29 protein-coding genes and 1 pseudogene are annotated in these 23,309 nt (G+C 31.6%); 26 read left to right on the top strand and 4 right to left on the bottom strand.

Translation table 11 applies throughout. From position 1 onward, the window contains the following. The first annotated feature begins 294 nt into the window (after positions 1–294). The 24 genes and pseudogenes from RCG18_RS24695 to RCG18_RS24580 all read left to right on the top strand — a co-directional run bounded on the left by RCG18_RS24695 (position 295) and on the right by RCG18_RS24580 (position 19,520). Positions 295–486 (top strand): hypothetical protein, encoded by a 192-nt coding sequence (locus RCG18_RS24695; RefSeq protein ID WP_308038629.1) that lies wholly within the window; start codon positions 295–297, stop codon positions 484–486. A gap of 54 nt (positions 487–540) precedes the next feature. After that, entirely contained in the window at positions 541–954 is a 414-nt protein-coding gene (locus RCG18_RS24690) for a GNAT family N-acetyltransferase (protein ID WP_308038628.1), read from the top strand. 234 nt (positions 955–1,188) lie between these two features. Next, complete coding sequence (locus tag RCG18_RS24685) at positions 1,189–1,581, top strand: GNAT family N-acetyltransferase (RefSeq protein ID WP_308038627.1); 393 nt, start codon at positions 1,189–1,191, stop codon at positions 1,579–1,581. A gap of 267 nt (positions 1,582–1,848) precedes the next feature. Continuing rightward, positions 1,849–2,367 carry a DUF2569 domain-containing protein gene (locus RCG18_RS24680; RefSeq protein ID WP_308038626.1) on the top strand — a complete coding sequence of 173 codons (519 nt, stop codon included), beginning with the start codon at positions 1,849–1,851 and terminating at the stop codon, positions 2,365–2,367. 114 nt (positions 2,368–2,481) lie between these two features. Further along, positions 2,482–2,994 (top strand): adenylate kinase, encoded by a 513-nt coding sequence (locus RCG18_RS24675; RefSeq protein ID WP_308038624.1) that lies wholly within the window; start codon positions 2,482–2,484, stop codon positions 2,992–2,994. A gap of 128 nt (positions 2,995–3,122) precedes the next feature. Beyond that, entirely contained in the window at positions 3,123–3,533 is a 411-nt protein-coding gene (locus RCG18_RS24670) for a peptide deformylase (RefSeq protein ID WP_211142904.1), read from the top strand. 181 nt (positions 3,534–3,714) lie between these two features. After that, positions 3,715–3,975 (top strand): hypothetical protein, encoded by a 261-nt coding sequence (locus RCG18_RS24665; RefSeq protein WP_211142903.1) that lies wholly within the window; start codon positions 3,715–3,717, stop codon positions 3,973–3,975. A 421-nt stretch (positions 3,976–4,396) separates the two neighbouring features. Beyond that, positions 4,397–5,167, top strand: a complete 771-nt coding sequence (locus tag RCG18_RS24660) for a MurR/RpiR family transcriptional regulator (protein ID WP_308038623.1) — start codon at positions 4,397–4,399, stop codon at positions 5,165–5,167. A 166-nt stretch (positions 5,168–5,333) separates the two neighbouring features. After that, positions 5,334–6,755 carry a 6-phospho-beta-glucosidase gene (locus RCG18_RS24655; RefSeq protein ID WP_308038622.1) on the top strand — a complete coding sequence of 474 codons (1,422 nt, stop codon included), beginning with the start codon at positions 5,334–5,336 and terminating at the stop codon, positions 6,753–6,755. Between the two features lie 468 nt (positions 6,756–7,223). Further along, on the top strand, positions 7,224–8,246 hold the full coding sequence (locus RCG18_RS24650; RefSeq protein ID WP_308038621.1) for an iron ABC transporter permease: 1,023 nt from the start codon (positions 7,224–7,226) through the stop codon (positions 8,244–8,246). Further along, positions 8,243–9,022: an ABC transporter ATP-binding protein gene (locus RCG18_RS24645; protein ID WP_308038620.1), complete on the top strand. Its 780-nt coding sequence runs from the start codon at positions 8,243–8,245 to the stop codon at positions 9,020–9,022. The genes RCG18_RS24650 and RCG18_RS24645 overlap by 4 nt, the downstream gene beginning before the upstream one ends. 60 nt (positions 9,023–9,082) lie before the next feature. Then, on the top strand, positions 9,083–10,159 hold the full coding sequence (locus RCG18_RS24640) for an ABC transporter substrate-binding protein (RefSeq protein ID WP_308038619.1): 1,077 nt from the start codon (positions 9,083–9,085) through the stop codon (positions 10,157–10,159). A gap of 78 nt (positions 10,160–10,237) precedes the next feature. Next, the gene (locus tag RCG18_RS24635; protein WP_308038618.1) at positions 10,238–10,930 is read left to right on the top strand and encodes a GTP-binding protein; all 693 of its coding nucleotides are present in this window, start codon (positions 10,238–10,240) and stop codon (positions 10,928–10,930) included. Further along, positions 10,927–11,946: an ABC transporter ATP-binding protein gene (locus tag RCG18_RS24630; RefSeq protein ID WP_308038617.1), complete on the top strand. Its 1,020-nt coding sequence runs from the start codon at positions 10,927–10,929 to the stop codon at positions 11,944–11,946. Before RCG18_RS24635 ends, RCG18_RS24630 begins: the two co-directional genes overlap by 4 nt. Before the next feature lie 18 nt (positions 11,947–11,964). Continuing rightward, on the top strand, positions 11,965–12,753 hold the full coding sequence (locus RCG18_RS24625) for a DUF364 domain-containing protein (protein WP_308038616.1): 789 nt from the start codon (positions 11,965–11,967) through the stop codon (positions 12,751–12,753). A 172-nt stretch (positions 12,754–12,925) separates the two neighbouring features. Then, positions 12,926–13,213: a 30S ribosomal protein S6 gene (gene rpsF / locus RCG18_RS24620; protein WP_308038615.1), complete on the top strand. Its 288-nt coding sequence runs from the start codon at positions 12,926–12,928 to the stop codon at positions 13,211–13,213. A 125-nt stretch (positions 13,214–13,338) separates the two neighbouring features. Beyond that, on the top strand, positions 13,339–13,593 hold the full coding sequence (gene rpsR, locus RCG18_RS24615) for a 30S ribosomal protein S18 (RefSeq protein WP_178910584.1): 255 nt from the start codon (positions 13,339–13,341) through the stop codon (positions 13,591–13,593). A 403-nt stretch (positions 13,594–13,996) separates the two neighbouring features. Continuing rightward, positions 13,997–14,572 carry a MarR family transcriptional regulator gene (locus tag RCG18_RS24610; RefSeq protein WP_308038614.1) on the top strand — a complete coding sequence of 192 codons (576 nt, stop codon included), beginning with the start codon at positions 13,997–13,999 and terminating at the stop codon, positions 14,570–14,572. 100 nt (positions 14,573–14,672) lie between these two features. Next, the gene (locus RCG18_RS24605; RefSeq protein WP_308038613.1) at positions 14,673–15,851 is read left to right on the top strand and encodes an SLC13 family permease; all 1,179 of its coding nucleotides are present in this window, start codon (positions 14,673–14,675) and stop codon (positions 15,849–15,851) included. 150 nt (positions 15,852–16,001) lie between these two features. Next, a complete protein-coding gene (locus RCG18_RS24600) occupies positions 16,002–16,214 on the top strand; it encodes a hypothetical protein (protein ID WP_308038612.1) in 213 nt (70 codons plus the stop codon). Positions 16,215–16,731: 517 nt separating this feature from the next. Continuing rightward, positions 16,732–17,125 (top strand): annotated as a pseudogene (tnpA, locus tag RCG18_RS24595) (IS200/IS605 family transposase). Positions 17,126–17,134: 9 nt separating this feature from the next. Continuing rightward, positions 17,135–18,220 (top strand): IS200/IS605 family element RNA-guided endonuclease TnpB, encoded by a 1,086-nt coding sequence (gene tnpB, locus RCG18_RS24590; protein ID WP_308038611.1) that lies wholly within the window; start codon positions 17,135–17,137, stop codon positions 18,218–18,220. A 610-nt stretch (positions 18,221–18,830) separates the two neighbouring features. Continuing rightward, positions 18,831–19,022 (top strand): DUF1858 domain-containing protein, encoded by a 192-nt coding sequence (locus RCG18_RS24585; protein ID WP_211142880.1) that lies wholly within the window; start codon positions 18,831–18,833, stop codon positions 19,020–19,022. An 84-nt stretch (positions 19,023–19,106) separates the two neighbouring features. Beyond that, complete coding sequence (locus RCG18_RS24580) at positions 19,107–19,520, top strand: (2Fe-2S)-binding protein (protein WP_308038610.1); 414 nt, start codon at positions 19,107–19,109, stop codon at positions 19,518–19,520. Positions 19,521–19,664: 144 nt separating this feature from the next. On the opposite strand, the gene RCG18_RS24575 is transcribed toward RCG18_RS24580, so the two are convergent. Next, positions 19,665–20,426 carry a DUF975 family protein gene (locus RCG18_RS24575; RefSeq protein WP_308038609.1) on the bottom strand — a complete coding sequence of 254 codons (762 nt, stop codon included), beginning with the start codon at positions 20,424–20,426 and terminating at the stop codon, positions 19,665–19,667. Positions 20,427–20,859: 433 nt separating this feature from the next. Further along, complete coding sequence (locus tag RCG18_RS24570; RefSeq protein WP_308038608.1) at positions 20,860–21,507, bottom strand: cupin domain-containing protein; 648 nt, start codon at positions 21,505–21,507, stop codon at positions 20,860–20,862. Positions 21,508–21,726: 219 nt separating this feature from the next. Between RCG18_RS24570 and RCG18_RS24565 the strand changes: the two genes are divergently transcribed. Continuing rightward, positions 21,727–22,083: a hypothetical protein gene (locus RCG18_RS24565; protein ID WP_308038607.1), complete on the top strand. Its 357-nt coding sequence runs from the start codon at positions 21,727–21,729 to the stop codon at positions 22,081–22,083. A 9-nt stretch (positions 22,084–22,092) separates the two neighbouring features. Next, positions 22,093–22,161, top strand: a complete 69-nt coding sequence (locus RCG18_RS24560; protein WP_308042106.1) for an FRG domain-containing protein — start codon at positions 22,093–22,095, stop codon at positions 22,159–22,161. Positions 22,162–22,269: 108 nt separating this feature from the next. Here the strand turns inward: RCG18_RS24560 and RCG18_RS24555 are convergent, their stop codons facing one another. Next, the gene (locus tag RCG18_RS24555) at positions 22,270–22,503 is read right to left on the bottom strand and encodes a hypothetical protein (protein WP_308038606.1); all 234 of its coding nucleotides are present in this window, start codon (positions 22,501–22,503) and stop codon (positions 22,270–22,272) included. A 23-nt stretch (positions 22,504–22,526) separates the two neighbouring features. After that, a complete protein-coding gene (locus tag RCG18_RS24550) occupies positions 22,527–23,123 on the bottom strand; it encodes a TetR/AcrR family transcriptional regulator (RefSeq protein ID WP_308038605.1) in 597 nt (198 codons plus the stop codon). Positions 23,124–23,309 lie beyond the last annotated feature (186 nt).

Here is a 23,309-nt window from a genome sequence, read left to right as displayed (position 1 = left end):
GAATTTTGGGTAAATAGTAAAAATACACAAAGTGCCGTATTATTTATAAGTGAATTTTATGGTGTTTTTTATATCGTACTTCAAAGACTATGTGTAAGGTCAAGAGCAGAAATGCTCTTTTTATTTTATTTTTTATTAGATTAATGCTTAATATGAAAAATAGTGTAACGTAACTATTGAACTTGAAAATGTAAACAATGTCTTTGAAAATCGAATAATGTGGTGTTGAAAATACCTATGTTTTCTGCAAAGCAATGAAGATATATAGATATCATGGTATAATTTTCATGATATGTGCCTCCAGTAGTAGTTACATTAAAGGACAGATATGATAATATGGTTGAAAATTTGCTAGAGCAGGAAAAGGTTAATGGCTATGAGTGTAAACCAGAGTATAGAGGCAATAGTTTTATTCCTTGTTCTTTAACTGTTATAGCAAAGAAAGATGGAGAAGAAGTCTTTACTGAAAACATAAAAATATGGTAAGTAAATTCAAATTTATATATGTTTAAATGTTAACAAAGAAGGGATAGAGTCAAAATGAAAATTGAGATTACTGATGAAATAAAGAGGCAAGATGAAGATATTATTTTTCAAGGTTTATTAGAATATAATTTAGCGAGAATTGAAGATAAAAATCCAAAGGATTTAGGCGTTTATTTACAAGATGAAAGAGGGAAAAAGATTGCTGGTCTAATTGGAAATACACATGGTAATTGGTTGTTTATAAAATTCCTATGGGTAAGTGAAGAATTAAGGGGCCATAATATTGGAAGTAATATTTTAAATCAGGCAGAAAAAACAGCGAAAGAGCGTGGTTGCAAGTATTCATTTTTAGATACTTTTAGTTTTCAAGCACCTGAATTTTATAAAAAGCATGGGTACAAAGAAGTGTTTGCATTAGAAAACTATCCTGTCACGGGAAAACGCTATTATTTTACTAAAATTCTTTAAACATAAAGATAAATTCCAATTTGTCTGACTGAACAAAATGAACGTAATGTGTGGTTGAGTCGATGCGTATATTTGATATTATTGTAAAACTAATAAGTTCTACACTTCTGATTAAAAGAATGTAGGACTATTTATACTAAAAGAATTTATATAATTATATTAATACATAAAGTCATATTTGTAAATTAATGCGTCAAGTTTTTAGAAAATTGATTAAAGGGAGTGAGTTATACTATGACTATGTATCGTACAGACAAAAAAGTTGATTATGATAAGTTAAAAACTTTATTTAATGAGGTAGGATGGACTGATAAAACCGATGATATTAATAGATTAAAAACTATGGTAGAAAATTCTCAAATAGTAGTTACTGCATGGGATGAAGAAACAATGATTGGATTTGCCAGATGTACAACTGATTATGTATTTAATGGACAAATAAATAATGTAGTAGTTGATTCAAAATACAGAAGAAAAGGTATTGGTAAAGTTTTAATAAATACGATATTAGATAGTAGCAAACAAGTTACATACATGCTAAGGGGAGATATTGAAAATGAGAAATTCTATAGAAGTTTAAGTTTCGAAGATGGTCCAATATCTTTGATTTATAAACGAAAAGAATAAGATAAAAAATTAAAGAGTTGTAGCACATTATTCTTATTATATTCATTAATCATAGATTTATAATATCTAAACAATAGTTTTGTTAGACGAACTAAAATTGTTTATAATGATGGGAGCAGAAGTGCTCTCCTTTCTTTTAGAAGTATAAATAAATTTCGTGTTCATTGTTAATTTATGGTATAATTAATATGTAAATACTTAGGAATTTAATTTATGTTCATAAGTTATTGAATAGTGTTAATTATTAATAATGCGAGGAGTAAGTTTATGGATAATCAAGAAATCCATGATGAGTTAAATTCTGTTGAGGTTAAAACACTAGATAGACCTAAGGGAATACGTGGATGGTTAATACTTGTAATGTTACAGGTTTTTAGTAACTTTCTTAATTTGTTTATGTCATTACAATACAATTTAACTATTTTAGATAATTCGAAATTATTAAATACCTTAGCGAATCCAAGTCATCTATACTATAGCCCTAACTGGAAACCCGTAATTTTATTTGAAACTATAATTGAAATGGGGTTATTAATTTACATTGCCATTACTCTTATATTCTTTTTTAATGCTAAAAAAAGGGCAATTAATATGATGATAATTTTCTATATTTTGTTAGCCATATATCCTATTGCTGTAGTAATTGCTAGAAGTCAGGTGCCATATTTGACTCAAGAATATACTAGAGAGGATTATATTAAGCTAATATCATCTGTAATAGCGTCTCTTATTTGGATTACTTATTTTATAAAATCTAAGAGGGTAAAAAACACCTTTATAAATTAATTTAGTTCGCATTCTTCTTAAACAGCGGAGTAAAAATTATTTTAAAATCTGTAGACAAATAGTAATTTGAAGTATGGACTATTTATATAACCTACATTAGGGAGTGAATTTTTAATGATAATTCTAATTGCTGGTAGTTCACATACAGGAAAAACACTTTTAGCCCAGAAGTTACTTAAAAAATATGGTTATCCATATCTATCTATAGACCATTTGAAGATGGGTTTAATTCGCAGTGGACAGACTATCCTTACTCCGGAAGATGATGACCTATTAACAAATTACTTATGGCCGATTGTAAGGGAAATGGTAAAAACTGCAATAGAAAACAATCAAAATTTGGTTGTAGAGGGGTGCTATATTCCCTTCAACTGGAAGGATGATTTTAGCGATGAATATCTTGAGCACATTCAGTATTATTGTCTTGTAATGACAAAAAAATACATTGATAATCACTTTTCAGATATTAAAGGATATGAAAATATAATAGAGGGTCGCCTTGATGATTCATTTTTAAGTCCAGGAATGCTGATAAAAGAAAATGATTCTAATTTAGAAATGTGTAAAAAATATAGATGCGATTATATTCTGATTGATGACGAATACAAGGTAGATGTTGAACTATAATTTTCATTTACCATAGAGGTTATGAGCATAACCTCAGCCCGTCAAATTCCAATTTAAGGTTGAGTATTATAAATAGTAATTTGATAGTATGATTTATAAAAAATATAACTGAAAAAGAGGTATGAATTATGATAAAACCAATTGTAAAAGATATATTGTTTTTAGGACAAAAATCAGAAGATGCAACTATAAATGATATAGTAGTAATTGATGATTTAATAGATACATTAAGTGCAAACCTAGAGAATTGTGTTGGATTGGCTGGTAATATGATTGGAATAAAAAAGCGTATATTGGTATATACGGTAGGCAATCTTATTGTGCCTATGATAAATCCAGTTATATTAAATAAAGAAAAGATTTATGAAACTGAAGAGAGTTGTTTATCTTTAATTGGCTTTAGAAAAACAAAGAGATATGAAATGATAGAAGTTGAGTATCTTGATAGAAATTTCAAGAAGCAAAAGCAAGTGTTTACTGGATTTATAGCACAAATAATTCAACATGAAATGGATCATTTTGAAGGTATAATAATCTAATTCAATAATTAAAATATGAAGTAATTATTAGCCTAGAGGTCATTGAGAATCATGTGAACTTAATAAGTGAGGTTTTGCTCTGATCATTAATTAATAATGATTAGGGCTACTGTTATTTAGAAACATAGTATATACTTGATTTGAAGAGAAATTGATATTTTAAAAGAAAGAGAGCGAAAAAATGGAGCAGTTTTTTAAAGCAATAGAGGAAAAGATAAGAAAGTCAGGATATCATGGAGAAGTCAGTGGCGAAGAAATCTACGCTGAAATAAGTGATGAGGCCGAGGATCAAGAAGAAGGAAGTTACTTATTCATGAAGAAGCAAAATGATGATATCATGTTCGAATACAGAGTGGATATTTTAGAGGACAATATTAATTTAGCAACTCTCACGATACATACACCAGAGAGAAAGTACTTTATTGATTTTGATGCTGAATAGATAGACGTATTGGGGATGGAGTATGTTACTGGTAAAATAAAATTGAAGCAATAATAAAAAGAAATTCTGAAATTTTTGCATAAATTTAAAGACAAATTCCAATTTGTCTAACTGAACGAGATGAACATAATGTGTGGTTGAGTTGATGCGTATATTTCTTACGTTGTTGAATAACTGTAGAATATTGTACATTACTAAGAGTAGAAATGGTCTTTTCCTTTCAGGATAATACTTTTATGATAGTATTAATAATAATGATTAATTTTTTGTGGTAAGAAAATTATACTTCAAGGCTTGGCTTTATCCATTATTTATATAAAGAAATATTTATCTATGGAAACCACCTATAAATAACTACTTTGATAGAAATTTGTTTTTTAACATTTTATATTTTATAATGTTGGGAAGGTGGTGATACATTGTGAGTTTATTTTCTAACCAAGTTTTAAGTCAATTTAGTGATTTAGATTATGAGGTTTATAATTTTATATTAAAAAATAGTGAAAAAATTGCCTATATGACTATTAGAGAGGTAGCTAATGAAGCTCATGTTTCAACTACTACTATCACTAGATTTTGCAGGAAATTGAATTGTGATGGATTTTCTGAATTCAAAGTGAGATATAAGCTGGAATTAGACAAGAGTAGTAATCGCCCCAAAAAGTATGATTCTTCAATAGTTATGGATTTCTTACAAAGAGCAAATACTGAAGCTTTTCAAAATCAGCTTGATAAAATCGCAAATATTATAGCGTCAAAGAAACATGTTATTTTTTTAGGTGTAGGTAATTCAGGAATAATTGCTGATTATGCTAGCCGATATTTTTGTAATGTTGGAATTTTTTCTACAGGAATCAACAATCCAATGTTTCCAATAAATCTAGAAGTACCAGTTGAAACCATAATAATTACCTTATCTGTTGAGGGTGAGGTTGAGGTTTTGGTTCAAAATTCTGAAATATTGAAAAGAAGTAAGGCCACGGTAGTGTCTATAACCAATAGTAAGAATAGCACACTAGCAAAAATGTCAGATTATAATATTTCATATTATATACAAAGGGAGTTAGCCTATGAGAATTCATGGGTGAAAGTAGATATAACTTCACAAATTCCAGCAATGTACATAATTGAAGCTTTAGCTAAGTTAACTATATTAAAAAAGCAAAGTATGAAAACACCTTCAGAGTGTTAAAAACCCTCCTTAAAAAATTAAGGGGGGTTTTTGCTGTCCAAAAAACACTTTGTTTTTTAGGTGGAACATGTAACTAAACAGTCCTCTTTGTGACTATAAGCGCTATAAATATTCTAAGGATTAATAGTTTGAATTATAATATGGTCATAGAAAGGTAGTGATGAATATGAAAAAGAATTTGAAAATAGTAACTATTGGTGGAGGATCAAGTTATACACCAGAATTAATAGAAGGTTTTATAAAAAGAAAAGATGAATTACCAATTAAAGAATTATGGTTAGTAGATATTGAAGCTGGAAGAGAAAAACTAGAGATTGTTGGTAATTTAGCAAAGAGAATGGTTAAAGCAGCAGGGCTAGATTGGGAGATTCACTTAACATTAGATCGTCGTAAAGCACTAAAGGATGCAGATTTTGTTTCTACTCAACTTCGAGTAGGGTTATTAGATGCTCGTATTAAGGATGAGAGAATTCCTTTATCCCATGGAATAATTGGACAAGAGACCAATGGTGCAGGAGGAATGTTTAAGGCATTTCGCACAATTCCTGTAATATTAGATATTGTGGAAGATATGAAGGAACTTTGTCCAAATGCATGGTTAGTTAATTTCACCAATCCATCTGGAATGGTGACAGAAGCAGTTATTCGTTATGGTCATTGGGATAAAGTAGTAGGCTTATGTAATGTACCTATTATGTGTAGTAAAATTGCAGCAGGAGCTTTAAAAGAAAAAGAGGAAGATTTATTCTTCCGTTTTGGAGGATTAAACCATTTCCATTGGCATCGTGTATGGGATAAAACAGGAATAGAAAAAACAAAAGATGTAATTGAAGCTGCATATACATCCCCTGAGGGATTGGTGAAGGCTTTAGAAGGAGTTAAGAGTCCAATAAATCCAAACAATAATCCTGATGAAAATGGTGAGCAAAAAGCTGGAGTTCAAAATATCCCTAATATTGGATTTTTACCAGAACAAGTTCGCAATTTAGGAATTATACCATGTATGTATCATAGGTATTACTATATTACAGATGATATGTTAAAAGAAGAGCTAGAAGCTTTTGAGAAAGGTGAAACTAGAGCAGAAGTAGTAAAACGGACAGAAGCAGAATTATTCGAACTTTACAAAGATCCTAACTTAAGTATAAAACCACCACAACTTGCAAAACGTGGAGGAGCTTACTATTCTGATGCAGCATGTGAATTAATTACTTCCATATATAATGATAAGCGTAGCCATATGGTAGTAAGTACGAAAAATAACGGTGCTATCTCTGACCTACCAGATGATGTAGTTGTTGAAGTAAGTTCTATCATTACTTCTAATGGGCCAGTTCCACTTTCATGGGGATCCTTTGACTCTTCAAGCAGAGGATTGTTACAACATATGAAAGACATGGAGTTAACCACTATTAAAGCTGCGGTAACAGGAGATTATAGTACTGCGTTACAAGCATTTACAATTAACCCACTTGTTCCAAGCGGGAAAATCGCACAAACAATTTTAGATGAAATGTTAGTTGCACACAAAGAATATTTACCTCAATTTAAGGAAAGAATAAAATTTTTAGAGGACAAGAATAATTAATTTTGTATGTCTTTGCAAATAATTACGGGCTGTCTCAAAATAGAAATTAATTTCTATTTTGAGGTGGCTTTTATTTTTTCTATAGAAACGGAAATCTTAATACCAGCAAATGATTCAGTGAAATTAAAGTGGTTATGATTCCTAAAGAAGAGAAATTACAATGAGTTATATAAATAATAATGTTAGTTTTTATAACAGTGCTCATTAATTGTACAAAAGTATTTACAAACCACATGTTTACATAAAATGTGATATTGTTATAGAATTTTTATTGAAACCACAATATAGAACTATAGTTGTATTTTAGAATATTTAGATGTATATGTATAAAATGGAAGATAATTTTTTAGCTTAAAAGTTGAGACAAGAATTCTGTTTATGTCATATGATATTGGTACATGCTTGTTTACATCATAATATTAAAATCTATAACAATGCAAAAACTTGAAAGAAAGAGGAAAAGGAAGCATGTTGAAAATAAAGTCATCAAATGCCTATGCGTTTAAGGTTTTCGGTCTTGTAATTATTCTTATAGTAACTATTATAACTTCTTTCAAACTAGGACGATATCCTATCTCAACAAAAGATCTTCTTGCTATTCTGGTCTCCAAATTCTATCCTATTAATCATTTTTGGACGGATCAAACTGAAGCTATTCTCTTAAATGTCCGTCTGCCACGCATTATTTTGGCTTGTCTGGTAGGGTGTTGCCTTTCTGCTGCAGGAGCAGCCTATCAGGGGATTTTTCAAAATCCGATGGCGGCACCGGATGTTTTAGGAGCTTCAGCCGGTGCTGCCTTTGGTGCAGCATTAGCTATCTTATGTTATGGAAACAGCCAGATGATTACAATCAGTGCCTTTTGTTTCGGGTTGCTTTCTGTTGCTCTGGTTTACTTCATCGGAAAGAGGGCTAAGGGCAAAAATATATTGGGATTAATCCTATCAGGAATTATGGTCGGATCACTTTTTTCAGCAGGAACCTCTTATATCAAATTGGTTGCAGACATCAATGATCAGCTTCCTCTTATCACATATTGGTTAATAGGTAGTCTTGCGGGAGCTAAAATGAGTCAGGTTAAATTTGTAATTATTCCTATGGCAGTAGGCCTTATTGTTCTGTTTCTTTTAAAATGGCAGCTAAATGTTCTCACCATGGGCGATGATGAGGCAAGAACTATGGGTGTAAATGCCAGGCGAATTCGTCTGATTGTTATTATTTTTGCCACCATGGTAACAGCAGCCAGCGTATCAGTCAGCGGCATTATTGGATGGGTAGGTTTGGTGATACCTCATCTGGCACGAAAAGTTGTAGGAAACAATTACAAACATCTGATGCCTGCTTCTATGCTACTCGGAGCGATTTTTCTTCTGCTAGTAGATGATGTTTCAAGGAACTTGCTGGCTGTAGAAATTCCGCTGGGCATCCTTACTGCATTTATTGGAGCACCTTTTTTCATCTATCTTATTACAAGAAAGGAGGAAACATATTGAGTATTGAAGTATCCAAGCTTTCTTTTAGCTATGGAGACCATCTGATCTTTGAGGATATTAGTTTTACAGCTTATGATAATCAGTTGTTATCCATTATAGGATCAAATGGAGCAGGAAAAAGTACAATGTTTCGTTGCATACTTGGCTTATTAAATGGCTACAAAGGAAAAGTTCTTTTTAATGGCATTGATATTAAAGACCTTAGTGCAAAGGAAATGGCCAAGCTAGTTGCTTATATTCCTCAATCTCATTATCCATCCTTTAATTTCAGTGTTTTTGATATGGTGCTTATGGGTACCACTACTCAGGTCTCTAGCATTTCAAGCCCAGGAAAAAAACAGATTAAGCTTGCTTTGGCGGCTTTAGAGAGAATGGGGATTGAGCATCTGAAAAACAGGGGCTACACTCATATAAGTGGTGGTGAAAGGCAGCTTGTTTTAATTGCTCGTGCATTGGTACAGGAGGCTAAAGTTCTAATTATGGATGAACCTACAGCAAATTTGGATTTTGGTAATCAGGTTCGTGTTATGAGTGAGATAAAATCTCTAACTAGAGATGGGTATACTATTATTCAATCGACACACAATCCAGAACAAGCCTTTCAGTTTTCAGATGCTGTACTAGCACTTAAAAACGGAAAGATACTGGCAAGTGGTGCACCTGCTGATATTTTTACAGAACCATTGATTCAAACACTATATGGTATAGACGTTGAAATGCAGACTTTATACGGAGGTAAGGTAAAAGTTTGTATACCAAAATGCGTTATTTCTTGAAGGCTATGACTATTCTTAATATGGTCTTAATTATACTTTAGTTATTTAGGGGGAATTAAAATGAGAAAGAAAAAACTCTTCGCGGCTCTGCTAGCGCTTTGTCTTATGATATCTACGCTAGCTGGTTGCAGCAAAAGCACTGTGTCAACAAATAAGAGTGAAAGTGTGACTTTTACAGACTCTGCAGGACGCCAGGTAAAACTTCCAGCAAAGATTACCAAGATTGCAGCATCTGGTTCTCTTGCTCAAATTGTGCTTTTTGCTTTGGCTCCCGATATGCTTGTAGGAGTATCAGACAAATGGTCCACAGAATCTAAAAAGTATCTGGATTCAAAATATTACAATCTTCCTGTAATTGGACAGTTTTATGGTGGTAAAAACTTGAATATTGAAGAAATTGCCAAGCTAAGTCCACAGGTTGTTATTGATGTTGGAGAAGCTAAATCTACCATTGTGGAAGATATGAATAGTATCTCAAGCAAGGTCAATATTCCAACTATACATATTGATGCAACCACAGCTACTATGCCTGAGACTTATAGAACACTTGGTAAACTACTGGGCAGAGAAGCACAAGGAGAAGCTCTAGCACAGTATTGTGAACAAACCTATAAAAAAACCCAGGATATTATGAATGCTGTAGGCGAGAATGGCAAGGTTAAAGTTTTATACTGCTCCGGCAATGACGGCCTTAGTGTACTTGCAAAAGGTTCTTTCCATGCTGAGATTTTGGATAAGGTTAGTAACAATGTTGCTGTTCTTAAAAAGTTCTCCAGCAAGGGAAGTGGAGATCCAGTGGATATGGAGCAGATTGCTTTATGGAATCCTGATGTAATTCTCTTTGCTCCAGGTAGTATTTATAGCACTGTGGCAGATAATCCAGCATGGCAGAAGCTTGATGCAATTAAAAATGGAAAATACTATGAAGTGCCAAATGGTCCATATAATTGGATGGGTAATCCGCCATCAGTAAATCGTTATATGGGAATGATCTGGATTACGCAGTTATTATATCCAGAAAAAGCTCAGTATGATGTTTATAAGGAAGCAGCAAAATATTATGAATTATTTTATCACTGCAAGCTGACAGAAGATCAGTATAAAGCTTTGGTAGGAAATTCTTTGCTCAAAAAATAATAGCTAAAATAACAAGAATAACAAAATTATGTGATGTCATAATTTGTTATTCTTATTACTTATATGAGGAGGATTGAAATGAAACTTATAACTGTTGCTGGACCCCCATCTTCAGGAAAAACCTCTGTTATTTTAAAGCTGATTGAATGTATGGACATGCCAAAGGGAAGTGTTGGAGTTGTAAAATTCGATTGTCTTACTTCCTTTGATAATCTACGATATATTGAAGCAGATATTCCTGTAGAGACTGGGTTTTCTGGAAAGATATGTCCCGACCATTATTTTGTTAGCAATATTGAAGATGCTGTGCAGTGGGGAGTACAATCCGGCTTTGATATGCTGATAACAGAGAGTGCTGGTCTATGTAATCGCTGTTCACCTTACATTAAAGGTATACTTTCAGTGTGTGTAATAGACAATTTGTCAGGCATAAACACTCCACGAAAGATAGGTCCTATGGTGAGATTTGCTGATATTATAGTAGTAACAAAGGGGGACATTGTTTCCCAAGCGGAACGTGAGGTATTTGCTTTTAATATAAAACAGACTAACTCATCTGCAAAGATTGTATTTGTTAACGGTATTACGGGGCAGGGGACATTTTTGTTGTCAAAATATTTGAAGCAAACCAGAGATATTAATACCCTTAAAGATATGAAACTTAAGTTTACAATGCCTGCAGCAATATGTTCATATTGTACAGGGGAAACGAAAATAGGAGAATCCTATCAAATGGGAATGATGAAAAAAATGGAGTTTAAAAAGATATGACAATGGAAGAATTAATGAATTACATAAACCAAAAAAATCTTGCGGAAGTAATAGAGACATACCCTATTGCGGCAGATTTTCTTGCCAATTTTCGTTTGGATGCCATTCCAAAGAAATGTCCACTATTTCAGGCACTTGAAGAAGCAGACGAAGAAATTTTAAATGAATTTGGCTTGGACAGGCATAGTATTTTGATGAGCTTTTGTGAGTTTCTTCAAACTTTTACACAGACAGAAGCTTTGTCTACCAATGTTTCATCTATAACGATTATAGGAGGCTTTAATAAGTCAAAGGAAGCTGAAAACATCAAACTTACTATTTGTTCCGGAGAAGTTATAAGCATTGTAGGGCCGACTGGGTCTGGCAAAAGTAGACTTTTAAGTGATATTGAGTGTCTTGCTCAAGGAGATACTCCAACAGGCAGGCAAGTACTGGTAAATGGAGCGATCGTTGATGAACTTCAGCGTTTTGATATGGAAGGCAAACTGGTGGCACAACTTTCACAAAATATGAATTTTGTCATGGATTTGACTGTCCGTGAATTTTTAGAGATGCATGCAAAAAGTAGATTGACATCTAACATTGATGAGGTGGTTGAAAAGTGTTTTAAGTGTGCAAATGATTTGGCTGGTGAAAAATTTCTTAAAAATACAAAAGTGACACAGCTAAGTGGTGGACAGTCAAGAGCTTTAATGATCGCAGACACTGCTTATATAAGTAAATCACCTATTGTATTAATTGACGAAATTGAAAATGCCGGAATTGACAGGCGTCAGGCTATAGAGCTTTTGGCGAAAAAGGAAAAAATTATTTTGGTTTCCACTCATGATCCACTGCTAGCTATTAGTGCAGATAAACGTATTGTTATTAAAAATGGTGGTATATACAAAGTTATAAAAATTTCTGATGCCGAAAAACAAAGCCTTGCAGCTATTGAAAAGCTTGATAATACATTGATGATGATTCGCAGCAGGCTGCGGGAAGGTGAAATTATAACAGAAGATTTACTTAAGTAGTGAAAAGGAGTGTATGTTATGTGGGAAATATATGATGATTTGATAAATGGAATTCCAGAGGATTTTATAGTTGATGAGCTTATAACTGGAAGTGTAACTTCCTATGTTAGAAGTGGAAAGGGATCAGGAATTGCTAGTTTTCGCTCCTATGAAACTAGAATGCCTATGTTTACAAAAAATTTGATTGGAGCACCACTGCGTGAGGTAGCAGCCTGTGCAAAGTCATGGAACTTTGTTGAAGCTTCTATTGGAGTTGCTGCAATAAATGCTTATTATAATAATCCAGAAGTGGCAAGAAAAAATGGGGTGGAATTTTCAGATTCAAATCGGGTTGAGGATAGGTTATTTGATCCTTTTATTATGTCTCAAAATGATGTAAGAGGTAAAAAAGTTGCTGTGGTTGGACATTTTCCACATTTAGAAAATCTATTTGAGCCAATATGCGATCTTTCTATCATTGAATGGGAACCAGAAGACGGGGATTATCCTATATCTGCATCTGAATATTTGTTGCCTGAGTGTGATTATGTTTATATAACTTGTGCATCTATTATGGATAAAACCTTGCCTAGAATGCTTGAATTGTCAAAAAACGCTAAACGGGTTACCATGGTAGGACCTGCTACTCCGCTGGCGCCTGTGCTATTTGATTATGGAGTTGAATCACTATCAGGATTTATCATTAAAGATCATCAGCGTGCCTTTAGGGTTATTTCAGGTGCTGAAAAAGTGAGAATATACACTACCGGTCAAAAAGTTAACTTCAAAAAAAGTCAAAGGCTTGAAACTTACCCATCAGAGTATTAGAGCGGGTAGTCATTGGATAAATAAAACTTGAAAAAGATGTAGAAAAATAATAAAACAATGTATTTTAGAAAAAAATATGTTGCTTTATTATCAAATTAGTGATAGAATATATAATTGGAATCCCTGCTGTGAAAAACACAGCCGTTAGTCCAGGGGGAGGAGGTGAAATTTAATGAGAAAGTATGAAACTATATTTATATTACACCCATCATTAGACGAAGAAGCTGTTAAAGCTAACGTTGAAAAATTTAAGGGCGTAATAGAAAATGGTGGAGGAGTAGTAGATAACGTTGATGCTTGGGGTAAGAGAAAGCTTGCTTACGAGATAAACAAAATTGGCGAAGGCCACTACACTCTAATAAACTTCAGTGCTGATCCTGAATTACCAAAAGAGTTAGATAGAGTATTCAGAATTAATGACAGTGTTGTAAGACACATAATAGTTAACAATGAAAAATAAAGTTAACAATAATATGTCTGAAGCATTTGAAAAAAATTGAAAGTTTTAATCAAGAAACATACGAAAAGATATAACTCCGGTAGATGATGGAGTTATTCTATTCCGAAAGGTAAGGAGGGAGAAGCATGGCAGAAAGAGAAGGCGGAAGAAGATATTCAGGTAAGATGAGAAGAGCAAAAAGAAAAGTTTGTTCATTTTGTATGGATAAAGCTGAATTCATAGATTACAAAGATATAAATAAGTTAAGAAAATATGTTACTGAAAAAGGAAAGATTCTTCCAAGAAGAATTTCCGGTACTTGCGCTAAGCATCAAAGATCACTTACAGATGCTATAAAGAGAGCAAGAAACATAGCATTATTACCATTTACAACAGATTAATTCAAAAGCTGAAGAATATAATGTTAGATATTCTTCAGCTTTTTTATTATATATAAATATTAATGTCAAATAGAAGCTACTATAGAAACATCTTTCTATTTTATGATAATCACTAGCCTTTCCAATACAATATAACTTAAGATCTGATATATCAAAGTAAATCAAGAAGCTTAATTCTAAGCATCATTTTATAAAGCTTTTAAATTAAATGAACAATATTAAAATGTTATCGAGTTTATATTTAAGCAATTGGTACAAAATTTATAGACTATTTGATTCATGTTAGAGATATAATAACAATAAAATTAATTAGGTACCTTAAAATATTGCTTGACTTGCTCATAAAATCAGTTTATATTATAAATATAGTTAGGTACCTTGCTATATTTTAAGGAGGATTTAAATGGACAACAATACTATTGATGAAAAGGATGAAAAAATAATTATTTCATCTGATGAATTATTAATTGCACTAAACAAATTTATAAATATGTACCAAAGAAGTTTATATAGAACACGAGCTCATTATACACCTTATCGTGGTCAGGTTCGACTTTTAAATATTATAGCTCAAAACGATGGATTAAACCAAAAAGAGCTTGCTGAAATATTGGATGTCAGAGCAGCAACATTGTCAGAGCTACTAGATAAATTGGAACGTTCCAATCTTATTAGAAGGACAAAAGATGAAGTGGATAAACGTAAAATGCGTGTATTTTTAACTCCTGATGGTTTAGAGTTTTTAAAAGAATTTGAAAATCAGAATGATTTTTCAGAACAAGTATTTGAAAGCCTATCCAGTGAAGAAAAATACTCATTTTATAATACAATCAAAAAGCTTTGTACTCATTTTGAAGCACAGGCGATTCTTGAAGATTATGATTTAAGCGAACCATTACCACCTCATCTGAGAGAACACATTCCACCTCATGAAAGAGATGGGCATCATCCAAAGCCTCCATTACACCACCACAAATAAATTCTTCCGGTGATTCAAATGAATATTTTTGCTTATTTTAATTGGTACTACAAGATATAGATCTTATTTTATACTAAATATTAGAGAAGGTGACCCTATTATGAAAACTGTGGTAAATGCTTTGAATGGATTTAAAATATTTTTATTAAATAAAAATTGCGAATTTTTGATTGAAATATTAGAAAAAATAAAAACATCCTTAAAAAATGATTGTTTTTTATCCATTTCCTTATCTGCTGCTATTATAACTTCATTTTTTAACAATCCAAGTTGGAGATATTTGGATTTAAGAGTGATTATTTGCTTGTTTGAATTGATGATTATTGTGAAAGCTTTTGAAGAATATTCCTTGATTAACCACATATCGTTATTGATTTTGAAGCAGTGTAAAAACGAAAGAATTTTACTTCAAGTTTTGTGCTTGTTTGCTTTTGTATCAGCCATGTTTTTAACAAATGATGTGGCACTGATGGCAATTATTCCAATCTTAATTAATATTTCTAGGAAATGTAGTTATAATATTATTTTACCTACTATTCTTATAACAATTTCTGCAAATCTTGGAAGCTGTGCAACACCAATTGGGAATCCTCAAAATTTATACATTTTTTCTCATTATAAATTAAATGTTGAAAACTTTTTTTCTTATTCATTGCCAATTTGTATTGTAAGTTTGTCTTTACTAATTTGCATAACCTTCTTTATTAATCCTAAACAAATTTCCTTTATTGTGAATGATATCTCAATACTTAAAAAAAAGAAAATAATCGTGTTTTCAGTATTATTTGTTTTACTGGTACTTAATATTCTTGGTACTATACCTTACTTTATAACCTTGCCTATTTTAATATTGGTGACACTTGCTTTAGATAAAAGTCTATTTAAAAAACTCGACTACGGATTGCTAATTACTTTTGTTTGTTTTTTTATTTCGGTAGGAAATATATCTAACATTGTTGTAATACGTAATTTTCTAACATTTTTAACTCATACACCAGCAAGTATTTATCTGTCTGCATTGCTATTAAGTCAAATTATAAGTAATGTACCAAGCAGTATTTTGCTTGCTCCTTTTGCATTCAATTGGCATGCATTATTTTATGGAGTAACTATTGGTGGACTGGGAACTCCTATTGCTTCACTGGCAAGTATTATTTCTTACAAGATGTTGATCCTTGAATATCCTTATAAAAAGAAAGAATATCTATTGAAGTTTATTTTATTAAACTTTTTTTGTCTATCAATTATAGGATTGATTTTTTATATCTATATTCAATAGAGTGGGTTTTGTCGGAAATGTTGGCGACACCCCAAAAAGTATAGCTACAATATATACTATTTGTGAAAGATATTTTTGAAAATAAGTTATAAAATAATATAATTTGTTGAATCATAATTTCATAAATAGAATAGAAAGGTGGGTTACTACATGGAAGGAAGCCTAATAAAGCCTGAGGAATTAGTAGATGTCCTTGAAGAAAATGGTGAACTAAGTATCTACAATGGAGCAAAAGAGTTGTTTATTCAAACTGTGGATGACAAAGAGGGTTATTCCTATGTAAGCAGTACAAATGAGGAATTTGGCAGTAGCAGAGAAGCTGTGGAATGGGCAATTAATGAGCTTCATAAAAGTACTATGTAAAACTTAATTAAAGAGCAAGGTTCAACAGCCTAACAGGGCTGTTTTTTTGTTGGATTTTAACAGCGATGGTATCTTCAGGTTTTGTTCAAATAGGAAGGCTTGATGAATGTAAAATATAGGAACACTAGCAGTTAGAAAAAACTCTTGACTGATTGAAGTAAATGTGTAATAATCAATTTGAAGTTACTTACTAAATGTAACTAAGTTGAATAATTAATTAAAGTATAAATAATTAATAAAGTAAATTCATTGAATAAGGTGAGTATTTATAAGTTAGTGAAAAAAATTCTAAATAACCTACAATGTTCACAAATATATGAACCTTACATTATGGCTATGCACTACTAAATATTAATAAGCTGATTAATAATATAAAGGGGAGAGTGGAATGGATTATTTTAACCTAATGTGAGGAATTACCCCATCCTCTGTAGGCGGGAGATGGATAGCACTTGCCGATAGGCAACAAGTATGATAATCGATATTCAATTACATATACTGAAAGGTAGTGTTATCAATGAAATTAGACAATAATAATTATTCAGTATTCTTGCTAAACTATCATTTGGTATTAGTTATTAAGTATAGACGAAAAGTTATAGATGATAAAATGACGAATAGATTAAAGGATATATTTGAGTATATATGTCCAAAATATAACTTTAGAAGAATGGAATCATGATTTAGATCATGTACATTTACTCTTTAGAGGTTATCCAAATACTGATATATCAAAATTTATTAATGCTTACAAAAGTGCTAGTAGTAGACTTATAAAAAAGGAATTTTCTCAAATAAGAGAACAGCTATGGAAGGAATATTTTTGGTCAAGAAGTTACTGTCTTATAACAACTGGCGGTACTCCCATAGATGTAGTTAGAAAGTATATTGAAAATCAAGGTATGAAATGAGGTGATATTGTGCTGAAGACTTATAAATTTAGGATTTATCCTAATGAAGAACAAAGATTATATTTAAGAAAAACTTTTGGATGTACTAGATTTATATACAATAAAATGTTATCAGATAGAATTAAAGCCTATGAGGAAAATAGAGAATTAGATATTAAAAATATAAAATATCCAACACCAGCACAATATAAAAAAGAGTTTCAATGGTTAAAAGAAGTTGATAGTCTAGCACTGGCTAATGCACAATTAAATTTAGATAAAGCATATAAAAATTTTTTTAGAGATAAATCTATTGGATTTCCTAAGTTCAAAAAGAAAACTAATACTAATAGTTATACTACTAATAATCAAAATGGGACTGTATTTCTAGAAAAGGGATATATAAAAATACCTAAGTTGAAATCAATGATTAAAATGAAGCAGCATAGAGAATTCAAGAGATTAATAAAAAGTTGTACTATATCTAAAACACCTAGTGATAGATATTATATATCAATTCTAGTTGATATAGAAAATTTTGTATTGCCTAAAGTAGATAAAAAAATAGGTGTGGATATGGGATTGAAAGAATTTGCAATATGTTCAGATGGATATAGAGAACCTAATCCAAAACATCTTAGAAAATTTGAAAAAAGGCTCTCTAAACTGCAAAAAGATTTATCACGCAAGCAAAAGGGCAGTAATAATAGGAATAAAGCTAGATTAAAGGTTGCAAAATTACATGAAAAAATAGCAAATCAGAGGGCAGATTTCTTAAACAAGTTATCAATTAAACTAATTAGAGAAAATCAATCTATAGTAATTGAGGACTTAAAAGTTAAGAATATGCAACAGAATCACAAATTAGCGAAAGCTATAAGTGAAGCTAGTTGGTCGGAGTTTAGGAGAATGTTAGAGTATAAAGCAGAGTGGTATGGAAGGGAAATAATAATAGCTCCATCAAACTATGCTAGTAGTCAACTATGTTCAGAATGTGGTTATAAAAATGAAGAAGTAAAAAACCTAGCACTTAGAGAATGGGCTTGTCCTAACTGTGGAATACATCATGACAGAGACATAAATGCTAGTAAAAACTTGCTGAAATTAGCTATGTAATTTTGGTATTATATTGAGGTTGGTTCAACCTTTGGAGCGTGGGTAAACTTGCTACAGTAGTAGTATTGACCACGAAGCCCCCACCTATTAGCGTTAGCGTAGGTGGTGAGTAGTTCACATAATTTAGAAAACAACTTTAAGGAAATTTGTAATGAATGTCATCATAAAGAATCAGAAAAATGTAATTATAGAAAGTGTAATATTTGATTCGCTAATTATGTTGTCAAAAATATCAAAGATAATTCTACTTAGTTAACGTAGCTGAACAAAAACCAGAGCTTGTAGAGTTAATAAAGCAAGAATATATGAGAATAGGATAACTTAGTACTTGGAGGGCATTATTATAAAAGAATTTGTAAAACTAATTGGATATTAAGAAAATTAATTTGATATGAATAAAAATTATATTTTATCCTGTGACTATCCGCTCTAATACTCCCATCGCATTCTGTGAAAGCGATTCACACAAAATCAGAGATTTTGGTTCTCTGCTTTTCTTCAAGTGGGAGTAAAGAGCGGATACGTCCCTGGATAACGACTTCTAAGCTTCAGATGGAGTTAAAACTCCACCTGAAGCAAAGAATTCTGTTTATAGAGGAGTGTATGAACAATGATAGTTAACGGAAAAACATTAATAAAAGATATTGTGAAAATTGGACCTAAGGCAGTAGAAATATTAATGAGTTTTGGTATGGGATGTATTGGATGTCCTGCATCTCAAAACGAGAGCATAGAACAAGCAGCTGCAGTTCACGGAATTAATTTAGAAGACTTACTTCAAAGTTTAAATAGTATTCAATAAGCTTTAATTCTAGTTAGCATATAAGTTTTCAAATAATTGTATGAAGTAATTTAAAAAATAGGAATTAAAAGAGGAGATAAGTAAATGTTAAAATCAATATTTTCAAAGTTTATAAAAGGTAAAGATGAAAATAAAGAAGGCAATAATAAAGTAGTATGTGGATGTTTTAATGTCACTGAACAAGACTTGAAAAATGCTATAAAAAATGGTGCCAATTCCTTTCAAGAAGTCCAAGATATTACTAAGGTAGGTACTGGTTGCGGTAATTGTGTTGAAAGCAATAAAGCATTAATTAATAAATTATTATTAAACAAAAAAATTGACGAAAATCCAATAGTGTGTGGATGTTTTAAAGTTACTGTACAAGATTTAATGAACGCTATTAAAAATGGTGCTAAGTCATTTGAAGAAGTGCAGGCTATTACTAAAATAGGTACTGGCTGCGGTAAATGTGTAGAGAGTAATAAGGCATTAGTTGCTCAATTATTAGCAAAATAATAATGAGTACAGTAAACATCAACTAATCAATAGATAATAAAAAACAATATAATAGGGGTGTTTCTCAACTAATTGCTTAGTTTTGAAACATCCCTATTTTTAGAACATTTATTTTGTTTTGTTGTTACTGGAATTTAACTATCATTAGTACATACCATTATCATCATCTGAGGTTTGCTGTGTTAACAATAAATCTTTATAGCTGCACAAGTTATTTTCTAAAGCATCTTTTCTCAATACTAAATATAGTTCAGCGTTTGTAGCATTCTCATAAGGCATTACAAACAGTACGCCTACTCCTAGAGCTATTGCACCTAATAAGTACCAACCAATAAATGATAAGTCTAATACGAACATATCAAATTTATGTCCTTTAGTCATCTCATTACTTAGAGCAATGGCTTCTTGAGCTCCAATGTTTGGATTGTCTGCAAGGATATATGGTACCATTCTATACGCATAGGACTTAATGATACCAGGGATGATTAATAGTAGAGTCCAAAGGAAAATAAAAACATTTGTTAATAACATTGTCTTCACTATTCCCATATAGTTTTGTCCATCAAATCCAAAACTAAAGCACTTTTTATTATCTCTATATTGAGCAGACTTAACAAAATATCTTCTTCCGCCTACTTCTAAGCAATATCCAATAAAAATACGAAGAACTATTATTACTATAAGTGCAGTTAATGCAATTGATATAAATTTCAAATTTATAAAGCCATTATCATGGATATTTGAATAAACATAGTCTGTTGAGTCTTTAGAGTGAGAGCCTCTTCCGCCCCCCCAACCGTTATTACCGCCTGCCAAGGCAATAACTATACTAACCCAAAATGCGCTCCAATAGGTTTTTCTTAAAACCGCTTTAGCTTTGTCTTTTAATTCTTTTCTAGTCCACATATCTATCTCTCCTAAATTTAAATTATTAATTTAAATGCTTTTGCAAAATTCATAATGCATTAAGTAATTGCGATAAATATATGATAAGGTATTTTATACTATATATCAAGTTAATGAAATGCATGTATTTATCTCTATTGATTGATTTTACCTTTCAGGGACACATAGTCTCTGTATTGCATTCAATTACTTATTTTTTCTCATGATTTCAAAATTAGGATTACGGAAAAAATTGAACCAAATCTAGGCATGTCCACTTTTATATAAACTAATGGGAAGTACATCGGAATTGAGGATTATGATTTTACGGGAACAGTGGATTTAAGTTTTAAATAACTAAGTTTCATATATGAAAAGGACAATTTGCAAAAGTTTCCTTAGCCAGGTGAACCTTTGAGGTCCACCTGATGACCCTTTCTAGATCCTTTTAATATTAGCGACCGTGCTCCTTTTCAGCAGCTTCTGCATCTGCTTTAGTTTTATGAACTGTACCACTTGGATGCTGAGGTGGTGCATAAATAGAATACATCTTAAGTGGTTTATTACCTGTATTGATTACATCGTGCCATGTGCCAGCAGGTATCATGATTGCAAAGTCATCAGAGACTTTCTTTTGAAAGTTCAGTCTATCTTTTCTAGCGCCCATTTTAACAGTTCCTTGGCCATCCTCAACACGTAAGAATTGATCAACGTTTGGATGGATTTCTAAACCTATACTTTCTCCGGGCTTAATGCTCATCAAGGTAACCTGCAAATATTTTCCTGTCCATAAAGCCGTACGATAAGTATTGTTTTGCTTGGTAGCCTCATTAATATTAACTACAAAAGGTTTTGGGCCATAATCCTTCAATTGAACTGGATCATCTCTCATATCTGAACATGAAGAATCACATCTTGACGCATACTCTATTTCATCATTAAAAGGAATATAGTCATTGTCAAGCTGTTCCGAAAAATCTGAGTTATACATTGACTCACTAAAATAGTAAGGACAAGGGTACGCTCTATACATATTGTCAAAGTTAAACATTGGTGTGTTACTGAAATAAGGGCATGGATACATATTATACATACTATACATCCTTTCATAGACTTACAACATTATAATATGTTTTATGTTTGGAAAATGTGCTTTAATTCACATGGATATTATGTCCTCAAGAGCACAGACTAGTATCTCAGTGAAAAGTTTATTAGAATTATTTAAACTTATGAAAGTTAGACGCATCTCTGCTTTTTTGTTGTGACTCATCAGATTTATTATGCATATTATAGAGTGAAAAAGCATGGGGGGATAGATATGTCTAACAATTGTACAAATAAACCAGATAATGTGAAAATTGAACCATTAGAAAAAATGAGTCAGTGTAAAGACAAGATAAAAACTGTTGAAGAATATCTTAAGGCTATAGACAGTGTTTATAAAAAATTTTGGGGAGAAACTCAGAGTGCTGACACACTTAAATATAGTCCTAAAATTTGGTATAGAGGTGTTAAAGCTCAAGATTATGTGATGTTACCTTCTATTTCTAGAAGGGGGTTAAATGTGGATTATGAGACAATATTCTTATCAAAATTTAAATCAAAAGCAATACCATATTTAGGGCAGTTGCCCTCATATCCTTTTTCAGAAGAACTTTCCAGCTATTGGGACTAGCTGTTTTTAATGCAGCATTATAGTGTACCGACAAGACTTATGGACTGGTCTGAGGATGCACTAGTTGCACTTCTTTAAATAGGGTACGTTGCAGATGAAATATTTGAAGAGGGATACTAGAATAAAAGAATTTTTAGAAACTTAACCTTATCCTTAATAATTTCGAAAATAAGGATATTGATTAAATTATACCAATGTCTGATTTAAGGAAGCTAAGTGGATTACACTAGCTTTTTCACTTCTGCATCCCGATAAGTAAGCCATCTTTCTACTGTCTGGAGCCCAATCAATAAACCCTGGAACAGTGATCTGATTAATTTTCGGAACTCTCATTGTTGTAAAGTTTATAATAGAGGTAATGCCAGAGTTTCCTATATATCCAATCTGAGTCTGATCTGGAGACCAAAAAATCCACGGCATCTCTGTCATGGATTTTTTAATAATTATGTTACTTTACCAATTGCTGATTTTAATCCTGAACTCATAAAAGGAAGAACCTCTTTGATCAATGCAGAAGCGTTTTTCAAAGTACCTTTACTATGCCAACGTTTAGTAGCACAATATATGCCGCTGCTAATCATAACAGTAATCAATTCTAATTTATCTTGCTCATTCCTTGAAAAAGTTTTGCTATTGATGAGCATATTTAGCACGATATCTTGTAATTTAATTTGAACTTTGATATCAATTAGTACAGCTGCGGATTTATACAATCTTGTATAGTTATTGCCTATGGATTGATGATAATCACACATAATAAGTATTAAATTTCGTAAAGTTTCCTCAGTTAACTTTGTGTCAGAATGAATTCTACTGGATACAATTGTCATAAACTTATCAGATATAAAAGAATCTAACAGATTATATTTATCTTCAAAATGAGCATAAAAGGTTGAACGATTTACTGGTGCCCTTTCTGAGATATCCTTAACAGTTATATCTTCAAAGGATTTTTCATTAGCTAATGAAAGAAATGCATCTTGAATTAAATTACGAGTTTTAATTACTTGTCTATCATTTTTCTGAGATTTTGATATCATATTTTTTCCTTTCTAACTTAAATAGTATATAATTTCAGCAAATTCATATTATAATTATGTTTTTGTTAAGTAGCCAACATTATAGTATTTTTGTTGGTTGAAGTATTAATTTTAGTACATTATAATCATAGCATGCACAAATCGCTTTAACAACACGTGTTTAATAACCAAACGATTATGCTGTTA

Source organism: Clostridium sp. OS1-26, assembly GCF_030915445.1.
Classification (GTDB): domain Bacteria; phylum Bacillota; class Clostridia; order Clostridiales; family Clostridiaceae; genus Clostridium_AM.
The sequence above is the reverse complement of the archived record's forward strand: the minus strand, read 5'-3'. Positions and strand labels throughout refer to the sequence as shown.

Coding starts and splice junctions, on each gene's coding strand:
- RCG18_RS24690 (WP_308038628.1), top strand. CDS start 541: ATGAAAATTGAGATTACTGATGAAATAAAGAGGCAAGATGAAGATATT.
- RCG18_RS24685 (WP_308038627.1), top strand. CDS start 1,189: ATGACTATGTATCGTACAGACAAAAAAGTTGATTATGATAAGTTAAAA.
- RCG18_RS24680 (WP_308038626.1), top strand. CDS start 1,849: ATGGATAATCAAGAAATCCATGATGAGTTAAATTCTGTTGAGGTTAAA.
- RCG18_RS24675 (WP_308038624.1), top strand. CDS start 2,482: ATGATAATTCTAATTGCTGGTAGTTCACATACAGGAAAAACACTTTTA.
- RCG18_RS24670 (WP_211142904.1), top strand. CDS start 3,123: ATGATAAAACCAATTGTAAAAGATATATTGTTTTTAGGACAAAAATCA.
- RCG18_RS24665 (WP_211142903.1), top strand. CDS start 3,715: ATGGAGCAGTTTTTTAAAGCAATAGAGGAAAAGATAAGAAAGTCAGGA.
- RCG18_RS24655 (WP_308038622.1), top strand. CDS start 5,334: ATGAAAAAGAATTTGAAAATAGTAACTATTGGTGGAGGATCAAGTTAT.
- RCG18_RS24650 (WP_308038621.1), top strand. CDS start 7,224: ATGTTGAAAATAAAGTCATCAAATGCCTATGCGTTTAAGGTTTTCGGT.
- RCG18_RS24640 (WP_308038619.1), top strand. CDS start 9,083: ATGAGAAAGAAAAAACTCTTCGCGGCTCTGCTAGCGCTTTGTCTTATG.
- RCG18_RS24635 (WP_308038618.1), top strand. CDS start 10,238: ATGAAACTTATAACTGTTGCTGGACCCCCATCTTCAGGAAAAACCTCT.
- RCG18_RS24630 (WP_308038617.1), top strand. CDS start 10,927: ATGACAATGGAAGAATTAATGAATTACATAAACCAAAAAAATCTTGCG.
- RCG18_RS24625 (WP_308038616.1), top strand. CDS start 11,965: ATGTGGGAAATATATGATGATTTGATAAATGGAATTCCAGAGGATTTT.
- rpsF (WP_308038615.1), top strand. CDS start 12,926: ATGAGAAAGTATGAAACTATATTTATATTACACCCATCATTAGACGAA.
- rpsR (WP_178910584.1), top strand. CDS start 13,339: ATGGCAGAAAGAGAAGGCGGAAGAAGATATTCAGGTAAGATGAGAAGA.
- RCG18_RS24610 (WP_308038614.1), top strand. CDS start 13,997: ATGGACAACAATACTATTGATGAAAAGGATGAAAAAATAATTATTTCA.
- RCG18_RS24605 (WP_308038613.1), top strand. CDS start 14,673: ATGAAAACTGTGGTAAATGCTTTGAATGGATTTAAAATATTTTTATTA.
- RCG18_RS24600 (WP_308038612.1), top strand. CDS start 16,002: ATGGAAGGAAGCCTAATAAAGCCTGAGGAATTAGTAGATGTCCTTGAA.
- RCG18_RS24585 (WP_211142880.1), top strand. CDS start 18,831: ATGATAGTTAACGGAAAAACATTAATAAAAGATATTGTGAAAATTGGA.
- RCG18_RS24580 (WP_308038610.1), top strand. CDS start 19,107: ATGTTAAAATCAATATTTTCAAAGTTTATAAAAGGTAAAGATGAAAAT.
- RCG18_RS24575 (WP_308038609.1), bottom strand. CDS start 20,426: ATGTGGACTAGAAAAGAATTAAAAGACAAAGCTAAAGCGGTTTTAAGA.
- RCG18_RS24570 (WP_308038608.1), bottom strand. CDS start 21,507: ATGTATAGTATGTATAATATGTATCCATGCCCTTATTTCAGTAACACA.
- RCG18_RS24565 (WP_308038607.1), top strand. CDS start 21,727: ATGTCTAACAATTGTACAAATAAACCAGATAATGTGAAAATTGAACCA.
- RCG18_RS24555 (WP_308038606.1), bottom strand. CDS start 22,503: ATGCCGTGGATTTTTTGGTCTCCAGATCAGACTCAGATTGGATATATA.
- RCG18_RS24550 (WP_308038605.1), bottom strand. CDS start 23,123: ATGATATCAAAATCTCAGAAAAATGATAGACAAGTAATTAAAACTCGT.